The 19,666-nt window shown below is 51.6% G+C and carries 15 protein-coding genes; all 15 read left to right on the top strand.

Translation table 11 applies throughout. From position 1 onward, the window contains the following. Nucleotides 1-9: 9 nt before the first annotated feature. The 15 genes from infB (at nt 10) to METLA_RS0109955 (ending at nt 19,495) form a co-directional block, all read left to right on the top strand. The gene (infB, locus tag METLA_RS0110025) at nt 10-2,691 is read left to right on the top strand and encodes a translation initiation factor IF-2 (RefSeq protein ID WP_024298426.1); all 2,682 of its coding nucleotides are present in this window, start codon (nt 10-12) and stop codon (nt 2,689-2,691) included. A gap of 6 nt (nt 2,692-2,697) precedes the next feature. Further along, nucleotides 2,698-3,072 (top strand): 30S ribosome-binding factor RbfA, encoded by a 375-nt coding sequence (rbfA, locus tag METLA_RS0110020; protein WP_024298425.1) that lies wholly within the window; start codon nt 2,698-2,700, stop codon nt 3,070-3,072. After that, entirely contained in the window at nt 3,069-3,971 is a 903-nt protein-coding gene (truB, locus tag METLA_RS0110015) for a tRNA pseudouridine(55) synthase TruB (RefSeq protein WP_024298424.1), read from the top strand. Before rbfA ends, truB begins: the two co-directional genes overlap by 4 nt. A 297-nt stretch (nt 3,972-4,268) precedes the next feature. Further along, nucleotides 4,269-4,538, top strand: coding sequence for a 30S ribosomal protein S15 (rpsO, locus tag METLA_RS0110010; RefSeq protein ID WP_024298423.1), 270 nt, complete (start codon nt 4,269-4,271; stop codon nt 4,536-4,538). A 94-nt stretch (nt 4,539-4,632) separates the two neighbouring features. Further along, on the top strand, nt 4,633-6,717 hold the full coding sequence (gene pnp / locus METLA_RS0110005) for a polyribonucleotide nucleotidyltransferase (RefSeq protein ID WP_024298422.1): 2,085 nt from the start codon (nt 4,633-4,635) through the stop codon (nt 6,715-6,717). Nucleotides 6,718-7,407: 690 nt separating this feature from the next. Next, nucleotides 7,408-8,793 carry an undecaprenyl-phosphate glucose phosphotransferase gene (locus METLA_RS0110000; protein WP_024298421.1) on the top strand — a complete coding sequence of 462 codons (1,386 nt, stop codon included), beginning with the start codon at nt 7,408-7,410 and terminating at the stop codon, nt 8,791-8,793. Between the two features lie 485 nt (nt 8,794-9,278). After that, the gene (locus METLA_RS23205; RefSeq protein WP_084480117.1) at nt 9,279-9,566 is read left to right on the top strand and encodes a hypothetical protein; all 288 of its coding nucleotides are present in this window, start codon (nt 9,279-9,281) and stop codon (nt 9,564-9,566) included. Between the two features lie 458 nt (nt 9,567-10,024). Continuing rightward, on the top strand, nt 10,025-11,497 hold the full coding sequence (locus tag METLA_RS0109990; RefSeq protein ID WP_024298419.1) for an O-antigen ligase family protein: 1,473 nt from the start codon (nt 10,025-10,027) through the stop codon (nt 11,495-11,497). Then, nucleotides 11,487-12,773 (top strand): outer membrane beta-barrel protein, encoded by a 1,287-nt coding sequence (locus METLA_RS0109985; RefSeq protein WP_024298418.1) that lies wholly within the window; start codon nt 11,487-11,489, stop codon nt 12,771-12,773. Before METLA_RS0109990 ends, METLA_RS0109985 begins: the two co-directional genes overlap by 11 nt. A 16-nt stretch (nt 12,774-12,789) precedes the next feature. After that, nucleotides 12,790-13,338 carry a polysaccharide biosynthesis/export family protein gene (locus METLA_RS0109980; protein ID WP_245598776.1) on the top strand — a complete coding sequence of 183 codons (549 nt, stop codon included), beginning with the start codon at nt 12,790-12,792 and terminating at the stop codon, nt 13,336-13,338. A gap of 59 nt (nt 13,339-13,397) precedes the next feature. Continuing rightward, on the top strand, nt 13,398-15,623 hold the full coding sequence (locus METLA_RS0109975; RefSeq protein WP_024298416.1) for a GumC family protein: 2,226 nt from the start codon (nt 13,398-13,400) through the stop codon (nt 15,621-15,623). A gap of 688 nt (nt 15,624-16,311) precedes the next feature. After that, nucleotides 16,312-16,734 (top strand): type VII toxin-antitoxin system MntA family adenylyltransferase antitoxin, encoded by a 423-nt coding sequence (gene mntA, locus METLA_RS0109970; protein WP_024298415.1) that lies wholly within the window; start codon nt 16,312-16,314, stop codon nt 16,732-16,734. Next, the gene (gene hepT, locus METLA_RS0109965) at nt 16,719-17,138 is read left to right on the top strand and encodes a type VII toxin-antitoxin system HepT family RNase toxin (protein WP_024298414.1); all 420 of its coding nucleotides are present in this window, start codon (nt 16,719-16,721) and stop codon (nt 17,136-17,138) included. The genes mntA and hepT overlap by 16 nt, the downstream gene beginning before the upstream one ends. A 711-nt stretch (nt 17,139-17,849) precedes the next feature. Then, complete coding sequence (locus tag METLA_RS0109960; protein ID WP_024298413.1) at nt 17,850-18,563, top strand: tyrosine-protein phosphatase; 714 nt, start codon at nt 17,850-17,852, stop codon at nt 18,561-18,563. Further along, the gene (locus METLA_RS0109955) at nt 18,560-19,495 is read left to right on the top strand and encodes a hypothetical protein (protein ID WP_024298412.1); all 936 of its coding nucleotides are present in this window, start codon (nt 18,560-18,562) and stop codon (nt 19,493-19,495) included. The genes METLA_RS0109960 and METLA_RS0109955 overlap by 4 nt, the downstream gene beginning before the upstream one ends. Nucleotides 19,496-19,666: the final 171 nt, after the last annotated feature.

Here is a 19,666-nt window from a genome sequence, read left to right as displayed (position 1 = left end):
GAGTAGGCGATGAGCGATCAAACAGTACGGCAATTGGCCGAGGTAGTCAGAATACCTCTGGAAAAATTATTGGAGCAGTTGAAGGAAGCGGGTTTATCGGCCACTACGCCGGACGACGTGATCAGCGAAGAGGAAAAATTGCGGCTCCTGACGCATTTGCGCAAACGCCACGGCAAGGATGAAAGCGGGTCTAAAACCGCGCCTAGTCGCGTGACGCTGGAACGGCGCAAGGTAATCGAAATGAAGCAGGCGAGCGTGCCGGGCACGGCGACCAAGACGATCAGCGTCGAAGTTCGCAAAAAGAAAACCTATATCAACAAGCGCGAGCTTTCTGAAGCCCCTGAAACGAAAGTGGCGGTGCCGCCGCAGCCGGTACACGCAGAGCCGCCGGTCGTAACCGCGGCCGAACCTGCGATTGTGCTTGAGCAAGCAGCCCTCCCGGTCGAAGCGGTCAAGGTGACTGAGCCGGTGGCGGCAGCGGTACAGCCGGTGGAGGCCAAAAAGGCGCCGGCGGCGGAACCTATCGTTGAGCCGCAGGAAGAATATGAGGAAGAGGTCGTTGAAGTTAAAGTTGAGCCGAAAGCGGCGGAACCGGTAACCCCGGCGGAAGCGGCCAAAGCCAAGGAAGCTAAAAAAATCAAAACCGAAAAAGCCGGCAAGCCGAAGGAAGCCGAAGAGGTCAAAAAGAAGATGACCGAAAAGGAGATCCGGGTCGAAGAATCGATCAAGCGGACCGCCGAAAAAGTCCGGCAACAGGCCCAGCAGAAGCAGGAAACGCTGCATCGTAAAAAACAGCGCGACGTCGGTGTGTTGACCGAAGGCCGTGATGCTCCGCGCCGGCCGAAGAAAAAAGGCAGCAAGGCGCCGCAGCAGCAGCGTTCCAGTGCGCCGCATGAAGGCAAGCACCAATTCGAGATGCCGTCCGCGCCGATCGTGAAGGACGTCACGATCCCCGAAACGATTCTGGTTTCCGATCTCGCGAACAAGATGAGCGTGAAGGTGGCGCTGGTGATCAAGCAATTGATGAAGCTCGGCATCATGGCGACCATCAATCAAAGCATCGACCAGGAAACCGCGGTGATTTTGGTCGAGGAAATGGGCCATAAGGCGGTCATGCAGAGCGACGACGATCTTGAAAAAGAAATGCTCGCCGAGGCACAAGTGGAAGAAACCTTCCCCGAACTGCCGCGCGCGCCGATCGTCACGATCATGGGCCATGTCGACCACGGCAAGACCTCCTTGCTCGACTATATTCGTAAAACCCGGGTTGCCGCCGGCGAAGCGGGCGGCATTACCCAGCACATCGGCGCCTATCAGGTCAAAACCGACCACGGTTCGGTTACCTTCCTCGATACGCCGGGCCATGCCGCGTTTACCGCGATGCGGGCACGCGGCGCCGATCTGACCGACGTGGTCATCGTGGTGGTCGCGGCCGACGACGGCGTGATGCCGCAAACGAAGGAAGCGGTCGAACATGCCCGCGCCGCGAATGTGCCGATCATCGTCGCGATGAACAAGATGGACAAGCCGGACGCGAACCCCGACAAGGTGATGCAGGAATTGTCGGTGATCAACGTCCTGGCCGAAGAATGGGGCGGCGATGTGCAGTTCCTGAAAATCTCGGCGAAGACCGGCGAGGGCATCGACGATCTGATCGAAGCCTTGGTCGTACAAACCGAAATTCTCGAATTGAAAGCGCCGATCGAAGGCCCGGCCTCCGGTATCGTGATCGAATCCCGTCTGGACAAAGGCCGCGGCGCGGTCGCGACCATCCTGGTGCAAAGAGGCACGCTCGAGAGTGGCCAGATGGTGCTTTGCGGGCAAGAATTCGGCCGGGTGCGGGCGATGTTCAACGAAAACGGCAAAGCGATCAAGGATGCGGGTCCCTCGGTTCCGGTCGAAATCCTCGGCTTGTCGGGTACGCCGAATGCGGGCGACGAGTTCCTGGTCGTGCAAAACGAACGGATTGCCAAAGACTTGGCTAAACACCGTGAAGAACGCAAGCGGACCACCCGCCATGCGGCGCAACAGGCTTCCAAGCTGGATGAAGTGTTCTCCAGAATGACCGCCGGCGAGGTCGCGAGCCTGAATCTGGTGATCAAGACCGACGTGCAGGGCAGTCTCGAAGCGCTGCGCAGCGCCTTGGTCGATCTGTCGAACCCGGAAGTCGAGGTCAAGGTGGTCTTTGGCGGCGTCGGCGGCATCAACGAAGGCGATGCGAACCTGGCGTTGGCGTCCGGCGCTATCCTGATGGGCTTCAATGTCCGTGCCGATGCGACTGCGCGCAAGCTGATCGAAGAGAAGGGGATCGACCTGCATTATTACAGCGTCATCTACGAAGCGATCGACGAAGTCAAAAACTCGATCAGCGGCATGTTGGCGCCGGAAATCAAGGAGCAGATCGTCGGTTTGGCCGAGGTCCGCGATGTCTTCCGTTCGCCGAAATTCGGCGCGGTCGCCGGCTGTATGGTTATCGAAGGTTTCGTCAAACGCAACCTGCCGATTCGCGTACTGCGCGAAAACGTGGTGATCTATGAAGGTCAGCTCGAATCGCTGCGCCGCTTCAAGGATGACGTGGCCGAAGTCAAGATGGGCATGGAGTGCGGCATCGGCGTCAAAAACTATAACGACGTCAAAGCCGGCGACCAGATCGAAGTCTTTGAGCGGACCGAAGTTAAACGCGTATTGTAAATAACCATGGCAAAAGAATTTGGGCGCAGCGCCCGCGTGTCATCCGAAATGCAGAAGGAACTGTCGTTCATTCTGCAGCGGATTGTGAAGGACTACCGGCTCGGCTTCGTGACGATCAATGAAGTCGTTCTGACCAAGGATTTGGCGGTCGCGAAAATCTATTTCACGGTGCTGAATGCGGACGCCGACGGCAAGAAGAGTCATGTTAAAAAGCTGAATCAGCTGGCGCCGGTGATTCGGCACGAGCTCGCGCAGCGGATGATGCTGCGGCACATTTCGGAACTGCGCTTTCTTTATGACGATTCGTTCGATACCGGCATGCGCGTCGCGGAACTGCTCAGCGACATCGACAAGACCGACAAAGACCCCGAGCAGGAATGAGCAAACGCGCTAACCGGCGCAATGTGCACGGCATATTGCTGCTGGATAAACGCCTCGGCGTGTCTTCGAATCAGGCGCTGCAGGAAGTCAAACGCTTGCTGAATGCCGCGAAAGCCGGCCATACCGGCAGCCTCGATCCGTTGGCGACAGGGCTTCTGCCGTTGTGTTTCGGCGAAGCGACCAAGGTATCCGGCATGATGCTCGATGACGACAAGCGCTACCGGGTCGTGATCCGGCTTGGCGTGTTGACCGATACCGGCGATGCCGAAGGCGCGGTGCTGGAAACCCAGCCGGTGCCGGAGATCACGCAGGCGATGCTCGATGCCTGTCTGCAACGCTTCACCGGCGAGCTCGATCAGGTGCCGCCGATGTACTCGGCGCTGAAGCTGAACGGCAAGAAGCTGTACGAACTGGCGCGCGAAGGCAAGACGGTCGAGCGCAAGGCGCGGCGGATCACGATCTACGCACTGAAACTGCTCGATTTCGAGCGCGACCGGCTGACGCTGGAAGTGTTCTGTTCGAAAGGCACCTACATCCGCTCGCTCGCGGAAGACATCGGCGCGCATTTCGGCTGCGGCGGGACGGTCGCGGAACTGCGCCGCCTGCAGGCGGGCATGTTTGATCTCGACCAGGCGTTTACGATAGAGCAATTACGCGCGCTGGACGCGCATCAGCTCGATGCCTGTTTGCTCGCTGTCGATGTGCCGTTGCACGCGCTGCCGGCCGTCGAACTGCAGGATGTCGATGCCGGCAAGATCAGAAACGGACAAGCGGTCAATGCCGAATTGTCCCCGCCGGGGCAGGTGCGTCTGTACCACGCCGGCGCGTTTTTAGGCTTGGGCGAAATGCGAATGGATGGTAAACTAGCGCCTTGCAGAGTGTTCAATTTGGCCGAATAAGCCGTTTCTGTCGGCATATGCTGGCAGGCTCTAAAAAGCAATACGTAGGGTGGATAAGCGCAGCGCATCCACCTCGGCGCCCGGCGGATGCGCGATGCTTATCCGCCCTACGGCTGAAAACAGCTTCCGCTGATCGTTCCCACGCAGAGCGTGGAACCATAAGCAATGTTTCCCCGCACCTGCGCGGGAGCCTAAGTTTGACCCATTCTCTACCCCCTATCGTGGAAATGGGTGTGTGACCCCGCCCTCATCAGGGCTTTTTTTAATTATCTAACTATATCCATAGGGTTTAATAAAATGCCATTTACTGCGGAACAAAAGAAAAAAATCGTTGAAGAATACCGTCTGTCCGAAACCGATACCGGTTCCCCGGAAGTGCAGGTCGCTCTGTTGACCGCGCACATCCAACACCTGACGCCGCACTTCGCCGCGCACAAGAAAGACAACCACTCACGTCGTGGTTTGTTACGGATGGTCAATCAACGCCGCAAACTGCTCGATTATCTGAAAAGCAAAGACGGTGACCGCTACCGCACGCTGATCGAACGTCTCGGTTTGCGCAAATAAGACCAGACTGAAAACGGCGCCGGTTCGGCGCCGTTTGCATTTCAGCGTTACCCCCGTTTTATCCTAAACAATTTCTACGCAAAGGAACCTAATAGTGAATCCTATCAGGAAAGAATTTCAGTACGGTGATCGCACTGTCACGTTGGAAACCGGTGAGATCGCACGCCAAGCCCATGGCGCCGTGATCATCGATGTCGAGGGCACCTCGTTATTGGTGACCGTCGTTAGCAAAAAAGATACAGGCGGCAACGACTTTTTTCCGTTGACGGTGAATTATCAGGAAAAAGCCTATGCAGCCGGCAAGATCCCCGGCGGTTTTTTCAAGCGTGAAGGACGTCCGTCCGAACAGGAAACGCTGATTTCGCGTCTGATCGACCGTCCGATGCGTCCGATGTTCCCGGAAGGCTACAGGGATGAGGTCCAGATCATCGCGACCGTGATCTCGCTGAATCCGGAAGTCGATACCGAAATTCCGGCCCTGCTCGGCGCTTCCGCGGCCTTGGCCGTTTCGGGCTTGCCGTTCAACGGCCCGGTCGGCGCGGCAAGAGTCGGCTTCAAGGATGGTCAGTATCTGTTGAATCCGTCACCGGCCGAATTGAAGGAATCGCGCCTGCAACTGGTCGTTGCCGGCACCGCCAATGCGGTGTTGATGGTCGAATCCGAAGCCGACTGCCTGACCGAAGAAGAAATGCTCGGCGCCGTGCTGTTCGGCCATGAGCACATGCAGACCGCGATCAATGCGATCAATGAATTTGCCGCGGCGGCCGGCGCCGGCGTGGTTACCTGGACCGCTCCCGATGCCGATGTCGAACTGGTGCGCCTGGTGACCGCCGAAGTCGAGGAAGACATCAAGGACGCCTATCGCATCGCTGAAAAACTGGTCAGACAGGATAGGCTGAAAGTGATTCGCAATGCGGCGGTCGAAAAACTGACCGCGACCGGCGAATATGCCGAAAAAGCGATCCGCCACATTATCGAAGATCTCGAATACAACATCGTCCGTCACGCGATCCTGAGCGAAAAGCGCCGGATCGACGGCCGCGAACTCGCTACGGTTCGCCCGATCACGATCCGCACCGGCGTGCTGCCGAGAACACACGGCTCGGCCTTGTTCACCCGCGGCGAAACGCAAGCTCTGGTCGTCGCGACGCTGGGCACCCAGCGCGATGCGCAAATCATCGATGCGCTGGCCGGCGAATACAAAGACCTGTTCATGCTGCACTACAACTTCCCGCCGTTCAGCGTCGGCGAAACCGGCTTCGTCGGTTCTCCGAAGCGTCGCGAGATCGGCCACGGCCGTCTGGCGAAGCGCGGTGTGTTGGCGGTATTGCCGGTCATGGAAGAATTTCCGTATGTGATTCGCGTCGTCTCCGAAATCACCGAATCGAACGGCTCCAGCTCGATGGCCTCGGTGTGCGGCAGCAGTTTGGCGCTGATGGACGCCGGCGTGCCGATCAAGGCTCCGGTTGCGGGTATCGCGATGGGTCTGATCAAGGAAGGCGACGATTTCGCGGTCCTGTCGGACATCATGGGCGATGAAGATCACCTCGGCGACATGGATTTCAAGGTCGCGGGGACTTCTGACGGCATCACCGCGCTGCAAATGGACATCAAGATCGACGGCATCACCGCCGAGATCATGAAGGCCGCGCTGGCGCAAGCCAAGACCGGCCGTATCCACATCCTCGGCGAAATGAACAAGGTGTTGTCGACCGCGCGCGAACACATGTCCGACTATGCGCCGCGCATCATCACCTTCAAGATCGATCCGAGCAAGATTCGCGAAGTGATCGGCAAAGGCGGTGCGACGATCCGCGGCATCACCGAAATCACCGGCGCGAGCGTCGATCTGACCGATGACGGCGTCGTCAAGATCGCCTCGGTCGACAAGGCGGCCGGCGAAGAAGCGCGCCGTCTGATCGAAGAGATCACCGCCGAAGTCGAAGTCGGCAAGATTTACGAAGGCAAGGTCGTCCGTCTGATGGACTTCGGCGCGTTCGTAACGATCCTGCCCGGCAAAGACGGCTTGGTGCATATCTCGCAAATCTCGAACGAGCATGTCGACAAGGTCAGCGACAAACTGGCGGAAGGCGATGTGGTCAGAGTGAAAGTGCTGGAGATCGACCGCCAAGGCCGCGTCCGGCTCAGCATGAAGGAAGCCGAGAAAGAAGAAGATTAACCTTTCTAGGTGTCCCAGTTATTAAAAGGGCCGCAAGGCCCTTTTTTTACGCTGTTTTATTGATAAAACCAAGATTCAACGGCTTTTAAAGGCGCTTTACGACACGTAAAGTCAAGGGTTCTGGATGTACCCGTTATGGGGTTTTTTTTCATCAATAATTCTATCTTAAGGGTTTGCCGTCATTTTTATTAAAAACGACTAATGTCTTAATATTATTTTAACATTTCGAGGGTATAATTCCCATAAACCTAAATACTCCCGTCACAGTTCTTTTCAAGCAAATGCATCAGTAACTGTCAATTGTTCTCGAATGAATCTTTGGTTGAAATTAATGCGTATTTAAGATGGCGGTGCTGCCATTGTGAATTCTTCCAGGTTATAAGTCGCTTTTCACTTCGTCACACTTAGAAGCATCCATGATTTTTATGTCGTTATGCATGGTTGTCAAGAATTGGTAACGAATAGTATTTACAATATATCGTTACTGCAAATAAACGGTGCTAGTATTTAATTTCTTTTCTGTTACTTGATCTATTTCACTATATCAGTAAATAATTGCGGTTAGAGTTCTTGTTTCTTAATATATATAGAGTGTAGGTCGCTTTTTAGGGCGGTCCAGATTACCGGTCATGTTGGGTTAACTCCTTAGGCATGTTAGACTGATTGTTGAATATAAAAGGGATGACAGCTATGAAAATTCTATCGGAACCACCGGTCATTGCTTTGGCTAAAAGAATAATAGACCCGTCCGTCTGTGGGTTAAGCTTTCTTGTCTTTATCTATGTTTATCAGGTTCCTTGGGATAGCTATCATTCTATCCTATTCATAGCGGCAATCTTGTTTTCCTCGATTGTTTCTCAAATGCTCAGGCCGTTGCAAAATTTTCGCGAAAGCAACGTTTATTCGTACATTTCCGCTGTTCTGCTTGGAAGCAGCTTATTTATTTTGCTGATTTATTCGGTGTTTTTAAACACCGAATTTTCTGAGCATGTAAAAGAGTACGTCGTGATGCTTTGGTTGCTATCCTTGCCGCTTTTTTTATTGGCCGCTCATGGAATGCTTCATGGTTGGCTGAAAAACCAGCACCAAAAAACCAGAATACGTAAATGTGTGATAGTTGGCGCCACAGAGGTGGCCTATCAGCTCAGCAGAGAATTTCAAAAGGATCGCAGTCTACTGATACAGGTTGAAGGATTTTTAGATTCTCGCGAGCAAGACCGAATTTGGCCAGACTGCAAAGAAAGCCTTTTAGGCGGGCTCGATAGGGTCTTGCCCTATGTTAAAGAGCATGGCATTCAGGTGGTTTTTATTGCCTTGCCGATCAGATATGAAGATCGAATCGCTAGTTTGCTGGAGGAATTGCGCGACACCACGGCTTCGATTTATTTTGTGCCGGACATATTGAGTTTTAACCTGATACAGTCACGTGTTGATTCCATTCACAACATCCCAGTCGTATCGTTATTGGAAAGTCCGATTCATCATCTCAATGCGATTTGGAAGTGCACATTCGATTTTTGTGCTTCATTATGCATTTTGTTGTTCATTTCTCCGATATTATTACTTATCGCATGCGTTATCAAACTATTATCTCCAGGTCCGATACTCTTTAAACAAACAAGATACGGACTCGATGGAAGAGAGATTAAAGTCTACAAATTTAGAACGATGAACGTATGCGATAATGGGACAAACATACAACAGGCAACGAAGGGCGATTCCCGGATTTATCCTTTTGGCGCATTTCTAAGAAAGACATCCTTGGATGAACTCCCGCAGTTTTTTAATGTACTTAAAGGAGATATGAGTATAGTGGGGCCTAGACCGCATGCCGTCGCACATAATGAGGAATATAGAAAGCTCATTCAGGGTTATATGTTGCGGCATAAAGTCAAACCGGGTATCACCGGTTGGGCGCAAGTACATGGATTACGCGGCGAAACGGAAACACTCGAGAAAATGGAAAAAAGAGTCGAGTATGATCTGGAATACCTGAAGAATTGGTCATTGTTATTGGATATCTTGATCATCATCCGGACGTTTGGCGTCGTGCTTAAAACCACTAATGCACATTAGAAAGTTATTTTGCTATCAACTGCGGCTTTCCTTGTTATTGAATCATGGACAGAAAATAAAATAACTTGGTGCTTTGGAGTAAGCATTCACCTCCCCCTTTGAAAAAGGGGGATCGAGGGGGATTTATTTAGAAAATCTCCCCTTCCCCTCTTTTTCAAAGAGGGGGGCTGAACGGTTACGCTTTGGATAACGCGGGAAGGAATCTAGCAAACTCTTGCCAAGAAAGAATCGCCTTAGATGCTTAGGATATGGTCATAAATAACTTCCCGATAAAATTTTCCGTTCGTCCTGAGCTTGTCGAAGGATGGACGGAAAATTCCCGGCTCATGCTGTCACCCGTTCATGCTTCGACGAACTCAGCACGAACGGGTGACAGCATTTAGGAAAGTTATTTTTGACAGAATCCTTAGTTTATGTTTGTGTCTTTATACATCCTGCGCAGCAGTAAGGCGTAGGGCTATGCATAATATTTTTGGATACAACCTATGACAAAGAATACGATAGTTTCGATTTCGGTTTTTTTTATTTTGATGGCTAGCGGTCAAGCATTTGCGGAACGAGGAAAAGATGCAGGTGAGGGCAGTAAGGGCTTGAAGATCGCTCTCGAGAAAGTAACCAATGCCGCTGATGACCGTCGTGGCAATGGCGGTGGCAACGGTAATGGCGGCGGCAACGGTAATGGTAATGGTAATGGTGGTGGCGACGATCATGGCGGTGGTCACGGAGATGACGGACATCCCGGTCACTGCCGGGGAAATGTTTCTCCCTGCTAAGGATATGGTCATAAATAACTTCCCGGCTCATGCTGTCACCCGTTCATGCTTCGCCGAACTCAGCACGAACGGGTGACTGCATTTAGGAAAGTTATTTTTGACGAAATCCTAACGATAAAATGCTTTAGTAAGGCAAGCTCCGGCTGAGTTTATTTTCTGGTTCCCACCTGCCACGTCACTGCCATTAAGTTAAGGCGGTTATCTCCCTCTCCCTTCGGGAGAGGGGCGGGGTGAGGGGAATAAAATAAGGAAAATTTTTTATTTTGATCCCCTAGGCAATAGCTCCGGCATTGCTCTAACTCCTGCATCCTTGCAGTCGTCATCCTAGCCTTCTTCCGGAGGGAGAAGGAACCGGCCATCCTTAACTTAATGGCAGTGGAGCGGCGCGTGGGAACGAGGAAACATGATCTTAAACCGGATTAGATGCGCATTTTGAAAGAAGACAGAGTTATTTGCAGATGAATGGATTCTCTTTATCCGGCTTTTTTCGCTGGCTGGAACGTTCAATCTATGTGGGTTTTATGGGGGCGTTTATCGTATCTCCATTACCCTTGGGCGGTAACCGAGGCTGGGCATTCTTGGCCTTGTCAGCCGTATTCCTGATTCTGCTGGCCGGGCATTTGCTTGTGCAATGGCACAGAGCCCTGATAGCGCCGACAAAAAAACAGACACCGTCTATCCATTTGGGTAAGTTTCTGTTAATCTTTGCGGCCTTTTGGATGTGGGCCCAGGCGACTCTTGAACTGCCGGCAAGCTGGCTGGCAAATCTCTCTCCGGCTACGCTGGAAATTTATACGTCGGCGCTAAATGTTTTGCAGCCAGGTCAAGCAGAGAACGCTTTTCCTATTTCATTAGAGCCAGGAAAGACACTCGATAGAGCCATGCTGACATTAGGCTGTTTTGCGATGGTTTGCTTAATGACCGGATTGATCAATAGCCGAAAGCGGCTGGTACAGTTTTGCTATATGCTGGTTTTGACAGGCGTGTTTCAAGCGTTTTATGGTGCCATGATGACATTAACCGGCGTGGAATATTTATTTTTAGTGCCAAAAGACGCTTATATCGGCAATGCGACAGGCACCTTCGTCAATCGCAACCATTTGGCCGGATATCTGGAAATGACTTTGCCCATAGGAATTGGCTTGTTATTAGGCTCACGCAAAGGATCAGATCAGGTTCGTCGGCATTGGCGCGGAATATTGACTTATATCCTGCAAACCTTGTTGAGCCCGATTGCCATTTTGCGCTGCTTGCTGGTCGTGATGGTGATTGGGCTATTGATGACTCATTCCCGAATGGGCAATGCAGGCTTTTTCAACGCGTTGTTGATTACCTCGGCGATCGCCTTTTTTTCGGCCAGGCAGTTTCGCCGTCCAGGCTTCGTCGCGATCATCATCAGTATTGTCGCGGTGGATATTGCTTTGTTGGGTACATGGTTCGATCTTAGCCAAGTCATGAATAGGATTGAAACTACCGGACTCGATCACGAAAGCCGAGACGAAGTTGTGCAATACGTGCTGCAGATGATTCCCGATTTTTGGCTGGCCGGAACAGGGGCGGGCACATTCGCTTATATTTTCCCCAAATACAGCCAATCTGTCGTTGGCTTTTACGATTATGCCCACAACGATTATCTGCAAATTTTGGTCGAACTGGGAGTTATCGGTTGTGTTCCCTTGGCGGGCTTGGTGATTCTCGGCTTGCTGAACGGATGGTCGCTGTTGCGGAGCAAAGATTCAAAATTGCTGACAGGAATCGGCTTTGCATCGATCATGGGCACGGTCAGTCTGCTGATTCATTCTACGGTGGATTTCAATTTACAGATACCCGCCAATATCCTGTTGTTTGTGACTTTGCTGACATTGCCGCAGGTTGCCCGGCAAGCGCTTAACCATCGCCCTTTAAGCCCACTCGAAGATTATGCGCATTAATCATCGCAAGTTTGCCTGGGGCTTGTTGGCTTTTTGTGGTCCGATAGCGGCCGAAGAGCTGGATATCAGGAAAGATCCGGTCATTATTCCAGCAGGTCCCTTTGAATTCGCGCCGATCTTCGAAGCGGCGGAGTCTTACAATGACAACATATTTCAGCAGAATAGATTCCAAAGAGACTCCTTATTGACGCAATTTCACGCGGGAGGTCAGCTAGCGTTGGAAAGGCAATTGAACCGCTACGCCGTGACTTATACTCTGCAAAGTTCTCAATATCATAACAGCCCGCAAGACGACTATATCGATCATTTTGTCGGCGGCACTTCGCATATTGAATTTACCAGTCGCAATCGGCTGGATGTGAATATGGGTTATCTGGATAGCCATTACCAGCGAGGGGTTTTTCTGGGAAGAGATTTGATAAGTCCAACAGGGCAGAACGGAATCGATGCGCTTAGCGCAACAGGGAGGTCAGGACCCGATCAATATCATCTGCATACCGCCGATGCGACCTATCGTTACGGCAGGGCCGAAGCCAAGGGCAATCTGGAGTTGAAGTTTAATGCCCTGGACTATACGTTCCAAAATAACCGCGAGTTTACGGCGAGACAAGATAGAACGCAGTTTGTTGTGACGCCCGGTTTTTATTTCCGGATAGCGCCAAAGACCACCTTGCAGACACAGGTTGAAAATCAATTGATCAAGCACAGACAGGCCGAGGTATCAGGCTTTGATAGTCTAAAACAGCGTTTTCTGCTCGGCGGAACTTGGGCATACTCGACCAAGACTCAAATTGGCGCACGGATCGGCTATTTGCGGCAGGAGTTCGATAACCCCACAGATCCCAAAGCAAAGGAATTTGATGATGTAACATGGGATTTATCAGCGAGTTGGTCTCCGTTGAGTTATTCGCGCTTCAATCTGAGCATCGCGCGCGACGTGAGCCCATCAGTTGCTAGTGATAATCTTCGTGCATCGGATCGCTATCGTTTGGGCTGGACTCACGATTGGACTCCGCGCGTGAAAACCCAACTGTTCGGATCGCGCGAAAATGCTGAAAATCTGGGTATCAAGCGACAAGATGATTACACCTCGTTTGGTGTTGATTTGAACTATGGCATTCGGCGCTGGTTAGGCATTGGTATCAATTACACTTACCGCAGCCTAAAGTCGGAAAACCAACAACTGGATTTCAATCAGAATGTAATTATGTTTTATCTGACTGGTAACCCGCGTATTTCCGACGACGCCAAAACCCCCTGGGCTTCATGGTATTGAAGTGATAAGAACATTCATGAACAAAATTTTATTTTTATATTTTGCGTTACTCATATCGGGTGCCGCTAATGCGACTACTGAGTCACCTGTTGAAAATGGATTAATGTCCAATTATGAACTGGGCGCAGGAGACAAAATCCTGATTACGGTGTTTCGCGAGCCCGATCTCACCTTGGAAGCCAAGTTGACCGACGCCGGCACCATTATCTTTCCTTTTCTGGGTGAAATGAGTGTGAAGGGCTTAACGGTGGGTAAACTCAAGGACAAAATCACGCAAGGTCTCATTGGCCGCTATCTGAAAGATCCGAGCGTCAGTGTGTCGGTCCTGACGTATCGCGAGTTTTTCGTGAATGGCGAAGTTAAACAACCGGGGGCGTTTCCCTACTTACCGGGGCTGACCGTGCAAAAGGCCATCTCGATGGCCGGCGGCTTTACCGAGCGCGCTTCGCAATCGAGTGTTCAGCTCGAACGAGAAAAAGACGCGAAGCGCCAAGGCATTGAAGTGAAGTTGGATGCAACTATCGCTCCGGGCGACGTGGTGATTGTCGAGGAGAGTTTTTTCTGATGAATGATTTAAGACTAAGGCCTACAACGCAGAACGCCATGCCTGAGCAAAGCTTAAGAATGGATAGATTTTTGCAGGATGATGCTTTTATTGAAGAAGAGAGCATAGACCTGCTCCATTACTGGCGCGTCGTGCGCCAATATCAATGGCGGATATTGCTGTTGGCGTTGGTGGCAACGGTACTGGCAGGGCTTTTCGTTTTTACGATCAAACCGGTCTATCGTTCCTCCGCAACGCTGCTGGTGGAGGGTAAGCAGGGCAATTTGCTTTCTTCGATCGAAGACGTTTATTCGATGGATACTAGCCGTGCGGAATATTTTCAAACCCAGTTTGAAATTATCAAGTCCCCCGATTTGGCGCGCAAAGTCATACAGCGCATGAAACTGGCTGGCCATCCCGAATTCAACGAGAAGAAGCCGGAAAGCGAGAGTCAGCCTTTTGGGAAGGAGTGGCTGGCGATGCTGCCGGCTCTCGCTCCCGACAAATCGGAAAGTGCCGAGGCGGATGAGGCTATAAAGGACGAAGAGCAGTTGCTTCAAGGGTTTCTTGATCGACTGACCGTCAAACCACGCCCAAAAACGCAGTTGGTGGATGTCAGTTTCGACGCCAAAGACCCCAAGCTGGCGCGCGATATAGTGAATACGCTGGGGGAGACTTTTATCGAAAGCGGCCTGGAAGCGCGCATGGATGCGACACGCAAAGCAGCGGAATGGCTCTCCGACCGATTGCAAGCGTTAAAGGATAAACTGACCGATTCCGAAAACCGTTTGCAGGCCTATCTGGCCAAGGAGCATCTGGTCGATTTGGAGGGCGTGTTAACGTTGAGCGCCAAGGAAATCGAAAAAAATACCGAAACCCTCGCTACTGTGCGCCAGGCGCGCATTGAAGCGGAGAGCACCTATAATAAAATCAAATCGGGCAATCGGCTCGATCAAATTCCCGAAGTCTTGCAGGATCGTGTGATCCAGGATCTCAAAAGCAAAGAGGCCGAATTGGCCGGCAAGGAATCGGATTTTGCCGAACGTTATGGGCCGGAGCATCCGGCGCTGGTGGCCGTTCGCTCCGAGCACGCGGCCATTCAGGCGCTGCTTGAAAAACAACTGGCGAGTATCGTATCCAGCATCAAGAGCCGTTATGAAATTGCCAGGGCCAATGAGCAAGCGGTTCTCGCCAGCATAGAAAACAACAAGGCGCAGGTGCAAAAAATTGGCAGCAAGCAAGGTCGGTTGAGCGAATTACAGCGCGAAGTGGACTCCAACAAAAAGCTTTACGAAACCTTTATCGACCGCTTCAAAGAAGCGAATGAAGCCGCCGAACTCGGCGCTGCCAATATCCGTTTTATCGATAAGGCGAGCATTCCGATCGAGCCGGTCAAGCCCAAGAAGAAGCTGATTGTGGCGTTGACCTTTGTCGGTATGATATTTTTGGGCGTACTGATCGCTTTCCTGCTGGACTTTTTGGATTCGACATTCAAATCGCCGGACGATATCGAAAGAAAACTCGATCAGCCATTCCTGGGGGTCATTCCGTTACTGGATAGGCTGCGCAACCAACCCGAAGCCTTGGGGCAATTAGTTGTGGATGAACCGCGTGGCGTGTTTGCCGAAGCCGTGCGTACGATAAGAACTGGTTTGGTATTGTCTGCATTGGACAGTCCGCATAACATCTGGATGGTCACGTCATCGTTTCCGGGAGAAGGCAAATCCACTCTTGCGATGAGTTTGGCGCAATCGCTTGCGCAACTGGAAAATGGCGACAAACGTGTTCTTTTGATAGAAGCCGACTTGCGCAGACCGACCCTGGCAAAACGCTTTCAACTCCCGCTCAAAGCGCCTGGTCTTACGCATGCGTTGGCGCTCCATGCCAAGCTGGATGAGTGTATACATAATGTTCAAGGGTTGCCGCTGGATGTTCTGCCCGCCGGCATGCCGCCGCCTAATCCGCTGGAGTTATTGGCATCCAAGTCATTTGCCGAATTATTGGAAGAGTTGGAAAAACGCTACAGTCTGATCCTGATTGACTCGCCTCCGGTGCATGCGGTCAGTGATGCGCAATGGTTGGCGCAACACGTGCGATCTGTCATCTATGCGGTCAAAGCAGATGCCACGTCGATAAAGGCGGTAAAAGACGGGCTCAAAACGCTTGAACGGTTTGGCGCGCCATTGGCGGGGGTGGTGCTGACCCAAATGGATGTCGAAAAAAGCAAGCGTTACGGGCACGGCGAATACAGTGGCTATTACTATTACCAAACGGCTTATGGAACCGATGAAACCAACTCCTCTTGATGCTTTCACCCTCTCCTGATGGACGACTGCATGGATGCAGGAGGTCCGACCACAAGGAGGTGGGAGGTAGAATCGCGTACGGAACAGCGATCGAGAGCATTGGAGGGAGCTATTGCCGAGAGGGTGGGTGAGGAGAAACAAAATTAAGGAAATTTGCCTTATTTGACTCCCCCTCATCCTAACCTTCTCCCTCAAGGGAGAAGGGACTGTTTCTTAACATAATGGCATGGAGTGGAGGGCGTAGTTCGACACTTTCTCTAAATAGCTTTGCGCTGGTTCCCAACCTCCTGGTTGGGAACCCAGGCTCTGGAAGCTCTAGCTTCCTGTATTAATGGGAAGCTAGAGCTTCCATGACGGCATTCCCAAGCTGGAGTTTGGGAACGAGAAAAGCCGATCCTCGCCGGACGGGGCATGTTGCCCCGTCCGCAAGATTTGGCAGGGTGTACCTCTCGCCGGACCGGGAAAGCCGCCTCATATTTGTTCAGGGGTAGGGTACGTACTGCGTACCCTACGACTGGAGCGTAGGAGCGATAGAACGCCCTGATAAATAGGGGGCAAGTTAATTTTAGTCCCCTTGTATTGAAGCTGCGGATACGATGTTAATGTCATATAGGGCATGGATAATAATGATTTCCCTGCATGGAAAATGTAGAATCCGACTGAAACACCATATCGTCATTAAGATAACATGAATAATAAGTTGCGTCAGGCATCGCAGAGTTTGGAGCTCAAGCAAGCCTTACAGTCCGTCCTTGCCAAACAGGAGGGGGTTAGGCTAGCCATTTTGTTCGGTTCGTTGGCGTCAGGCACTGCACGCGCAGAGAGTGATCTTGACGTGGCGGTGGATGCGGGGCACCCGCTCGACGCCGCCGAGAAAATGCAGTTGATCGGCGATCTGGCGGCCGCCACCGGCCGACCTATCGATTTGGTGGATCTGCAGTCCGTCGGTGAGCCGCTTCTGGGGCAGATTCTTCGGTACGGCAAAAGGCTTATCGGTAACGATACCTATTACGGTGATCTGATCAGCAAACATCTTTTCGAGCAAGCGGATTTTATGCCTTATCGCAACCGAATTCTGGCCGATAGGAGAAAAGCTTGGATCGGGAAGTAATCGAACAAAAACTGGAATCTTTGCGCCGTTGTCTTAGACGCGTCGCGCAAAAATGCCCAGCGGATGCGGAAGCGTTGGGCTTGGATCTTGATCTTCAGGACATCATAACGCTGAATCTAACGCGAGCAGTGCAATTATGCGTGGACATCGGAGCGCACCTAATAGCCAGCATGGAGGGCAGGCAGCCTCCGGATACGATGGGCAACACCTTTGATATCTTGGCCGAGGCCGGCGCCATCCCGGAAGAACTGGCGTTTCGTCTCAAGAAGGCGGTAGGCTTTCGGAATATTGCCGTGCATAACTATGAGGCCATCGATTGGATTATCGTGCATGCGATCGCTAGCCAGCACCTCGATGATTTCACGGAATTCGCTAAAGTCATCGCCGCCGAACTCGAGAAATGAACTTGCTCATCATTCCCGCGCGGGAGAATGGGAACGATGAAATGAAGTGGTTGAAACGAGAGAGACGGGGTTATAAACCTGTCTCTTGATCACAATTTTACCTTACGGAACAGATTATCAGTAGCGTAGGGTGGATAAGCGTAGCGCATCCACCGCATAGCTGCCGGATGCGCTACGCTTATCCGGCCTACTTTTTAAGGAAATTGCTAAATCCAGTAGCGTAGGGTCACTGCCATTAAGTTAAGGTTTTCCTCGCATAACTTATCGTTGGCTGAGCGGAGCCGAAGCCAACAAATCGCTTCGACTTCGCTCAGCGAACGGCTTAACTTAATGGTAGTGGTAGCGTAGGGTGGATAAGCATAGCGCATCCACCGCATAGCTGAGTTGTGATCAAGAGACAGGCATGTTGCCCCGTCCGCAAGATTTGGCAGGGTGTACCTCTCGCCGGACCAGGCATACTGCCCCGTCTGTAAGGCTTGGCGGCGTTTCCAGTCGAATGAGACCGTTGAAACGATAGAGACGGGGTTATTCCCAACCTCTTGGAACCCAGGCTTTGGAAGCTCTAGCTTCCTGTATTAATGGGAAGCTAGAGCTTCCATGACGGCATTCCCAAGCTGGAGCTTGGGAACGAGAAAAGCCGAGCTGTTGTAACGAATGATCGATAAAATCGACCCAAAAATTTTGATCTACCGGACAATTAATCCCTAACTTATGATCGACCTGCACTGCCACATGTTACCCGGCATCGACGACGGCCCAAAAACCATGGCGCAATCCCTGGAAATGGCGCGTTTTGCGGTTGAACAAGGAACCCGCCGCTGTGTGCTCACCCCGCATATTCAGCCAGGGTGCTACGATAACGAAGTCGAAAACATCCAGCGCATATTCGAAGCGTTCCAAAAACAATTGGCTGCGGAGAATATCCCGTTGCAGATCGGCATGGCGGCCGAAGTGCGGGTGTGCGCCGAGTTGCCTAGCATGATTGGTCAGGGCAAAATCCCGTTTCTCGGTCGCTGGCAGGGTATGAGGCTGATGTTGCTGGAATTCCCTCACGACCAGATTCCGGTCGGCGCGGACCGGTTGATTAATTGGCTGATCGAGCGCGACATTCTTCCGGTCATTGCGCATCCGGAGCGCAACCAGAGCGTGATGCGCCAGCCGGAAAAGATCACCCCCTTTGTTAATCAAGGCTGCCTGTTGCAAATTACCGCGGATTCGGTGACCGGATTGTTTGGCGAAGTCTCGCAAAAAGTGGCGCTTGCATTCATTCGGAAGGGCATGGCCACCCTGATTGCGACCGATGCGCATAATATGCATAAGCGCCGGCCGACCCTGAAAGCCGCGCGGGATGCGCTATTGCCGGTCATCGGCGCCGATAAGGTACAGGCTCTGTTCAGCGGTAATGCGGAGGCAATGCTGTCATGACCGTTGTCCGCCTTTTTGGTTTTAAAGCTCATGTTTATACACAAATGTCGTCATACCCGCCGGGAAGCGGGTCGACTGCAGGGATGCAGGAGTTAGAGCAACGCCAGGAGCAGTTGCCGAATCCAGGGCCAGGGATGGTAAGCTTAAAACATCCCTGTAATCTGGATTCCGGCAATCCCTGCCGGAATGACGGACTTGCGTATAAGGGCATGGGGTTATCGCGGGGACTACAGGCCGCCTTATACCTGCCGGCTATTTTGGGATTGATCATCCTAGCCAATATTGCTATCCGCTGGTCTTTGGCAGATGTTTACTCGACACAAGTTAGCCATCACCTGGATACGGTGAAAAAAGACTCGTCCAACAAAAATGCAAAACAATGGCGTCAAGCCCGTCAGCAACTGGAACGAACTTTGGAACTGCGCCCCGCTTATGCGCGATATTTTGAACTGGGGGAAGCTTTTTACCAAAAATTAGACTCACTGGAATTCCGTAAAGATCCCCTTATCCAGGAGCTGGCTTGGCATGATAATGCGCTTGAAGCCCTAAACTATGCCCGCCGGGGTTTGGGGCTAACCCCTTCCTGGCCCTATCTTTGGAATCGATTGGTGATTAGTAAATTTTTATTAAAACAATTCGATAACGAGTTGACAGGCGGGATGGAACGGGCTGTGCATTTGGGGCCTTGGGTGCAGCCTATTCAATACGGCGTGGCAATACTGGGGTTGGGTTATTGGCCAAACTTACAGGACGCCGCTCAACTGCACGTATTACAAGCCATCGAACAAACGTTGGCGATGGATCAAATAAACCACAGCAAGGTTTATGATGCAAAAAAAGTGTTGTCCCATGCTAATTTTTCTCAAACGTGCGAAAAATTAGCACAAGATATGATTGATTGGCAAATGTATATTCATTGTTCTTCGAAGTAGCTAGCAGTTATTTCTACTGGATATAGTAGGTTGCGTGACAAGAGATTTTTATCTAATTAAGTACTTAGCGTGAAATTTTTTGCAATGGAATATAGGTATAATCAATAGGTTACGCTAGTAAAAATATGTAAACAAACTTATTGCTACTCACTTATGAGCAAACAGAAGTGA

The organism is Methylomicrobium lacus LW14 (assembly GCF_000527095.1).
GTDB classification, from domain to species: domain Bacteria; phylum Pseudomonadota; class Gammaproteobacteria; order Methylococcales; family Methylomonadaceae; genus Methylomicrobium; species Methylomicrobium lacus.
This window is presented reverse-complemented; position numbering and strand designations above follow the sequence as displayed.

Bases quoted from the DNA above. Each gene is read 5' to 3' on its own strand.
- infB (WP_024298426.1), top strand. From the start codon at position 10: ATGAGCGATCAAACAGTACGGCAATTGGCCGAGGTAGTCAGAATACCT.
- rbfA (WP_024298425.1), top strand. From the start codon at position 2,698: ATGGCAAAAGAATTTGGGCGCAGCGCCCGCGTGTCATCCGAAATGCAG.
- truB (WP_024298424.1), top strand. From the start codon at position 3,069: ATGAGCAAACGCGCTAACCGGCGCAATGTGCACGGCATATTGCTGCTG.
- rpsO (WP_024298423.1), top strand. From the start codon at position 4,269: ATGCCATTTACTGCGGAACAAAAGAAAAAAATCGTTGAAGAATACCGT.
- METLA_RS0110000 (WP_024298421.1), top strand. From the start codon at position 7,408: ATGAAAATTCTATCGGAACCACCGGTCATTGCTTTGGCTAAAAGAATA.
- METLA_RS23205 (WP_084480117.1), top strand. From the start codon at position 9,279: ATGACAAAGAATACGATAGTTTCGATTTCGGTTTTTTTTATTTTGATG.
- METLA_RS0109990 (WP_024298419.1), top strand. From the start codon at position 10,025: ATGAATGGATTCTCTTTATCCGGCTTTTTTCGCTGGCTGGAACGTTCA.
- METLA_RS0109985 (WP_024298418.1), top strand. From the start codon at position 11,487: ATGCGCATTAATCATCGCAAGTTTGCCTGGGGCTTGTTGGCTTTTTGT.
- METLA_RS0109980 (WP_245598776.1), top strand. From the start codon at position 12,790: ATGAACAAAATTTTATTTTTATATTTTGCGTTACTCATATCGGGTGCC.
- METLA_RS0109975 (WP_024298416.1), top strand. From the start codon at position 13,398: ATGGATAGATTTTTGCAGGATGATGCTTTTATTGAAGAAGAGAGCATA.
- mntA (WP_024298415.1), top strand. From the start codon at position 16,312: ATGAATAATAAGTTGCGTCAGGCATCGCAGAGTTTGGAGCTCAAGCAA.
- METLA_RS0109960 (WP_024298413.1), top strand. From the start codon at position 17,850: ATGATCGACCTGCACTGCCACATGTTACCCGGCATCGACGACGGCCCA.
- METLA_RS0109955 (WP_024298412.1), top strand. From the start codon at position 18,560: ATGACCGTTGTCCGCCTTTTTGGTTTTAAAGCTCATGTTTATACACAA.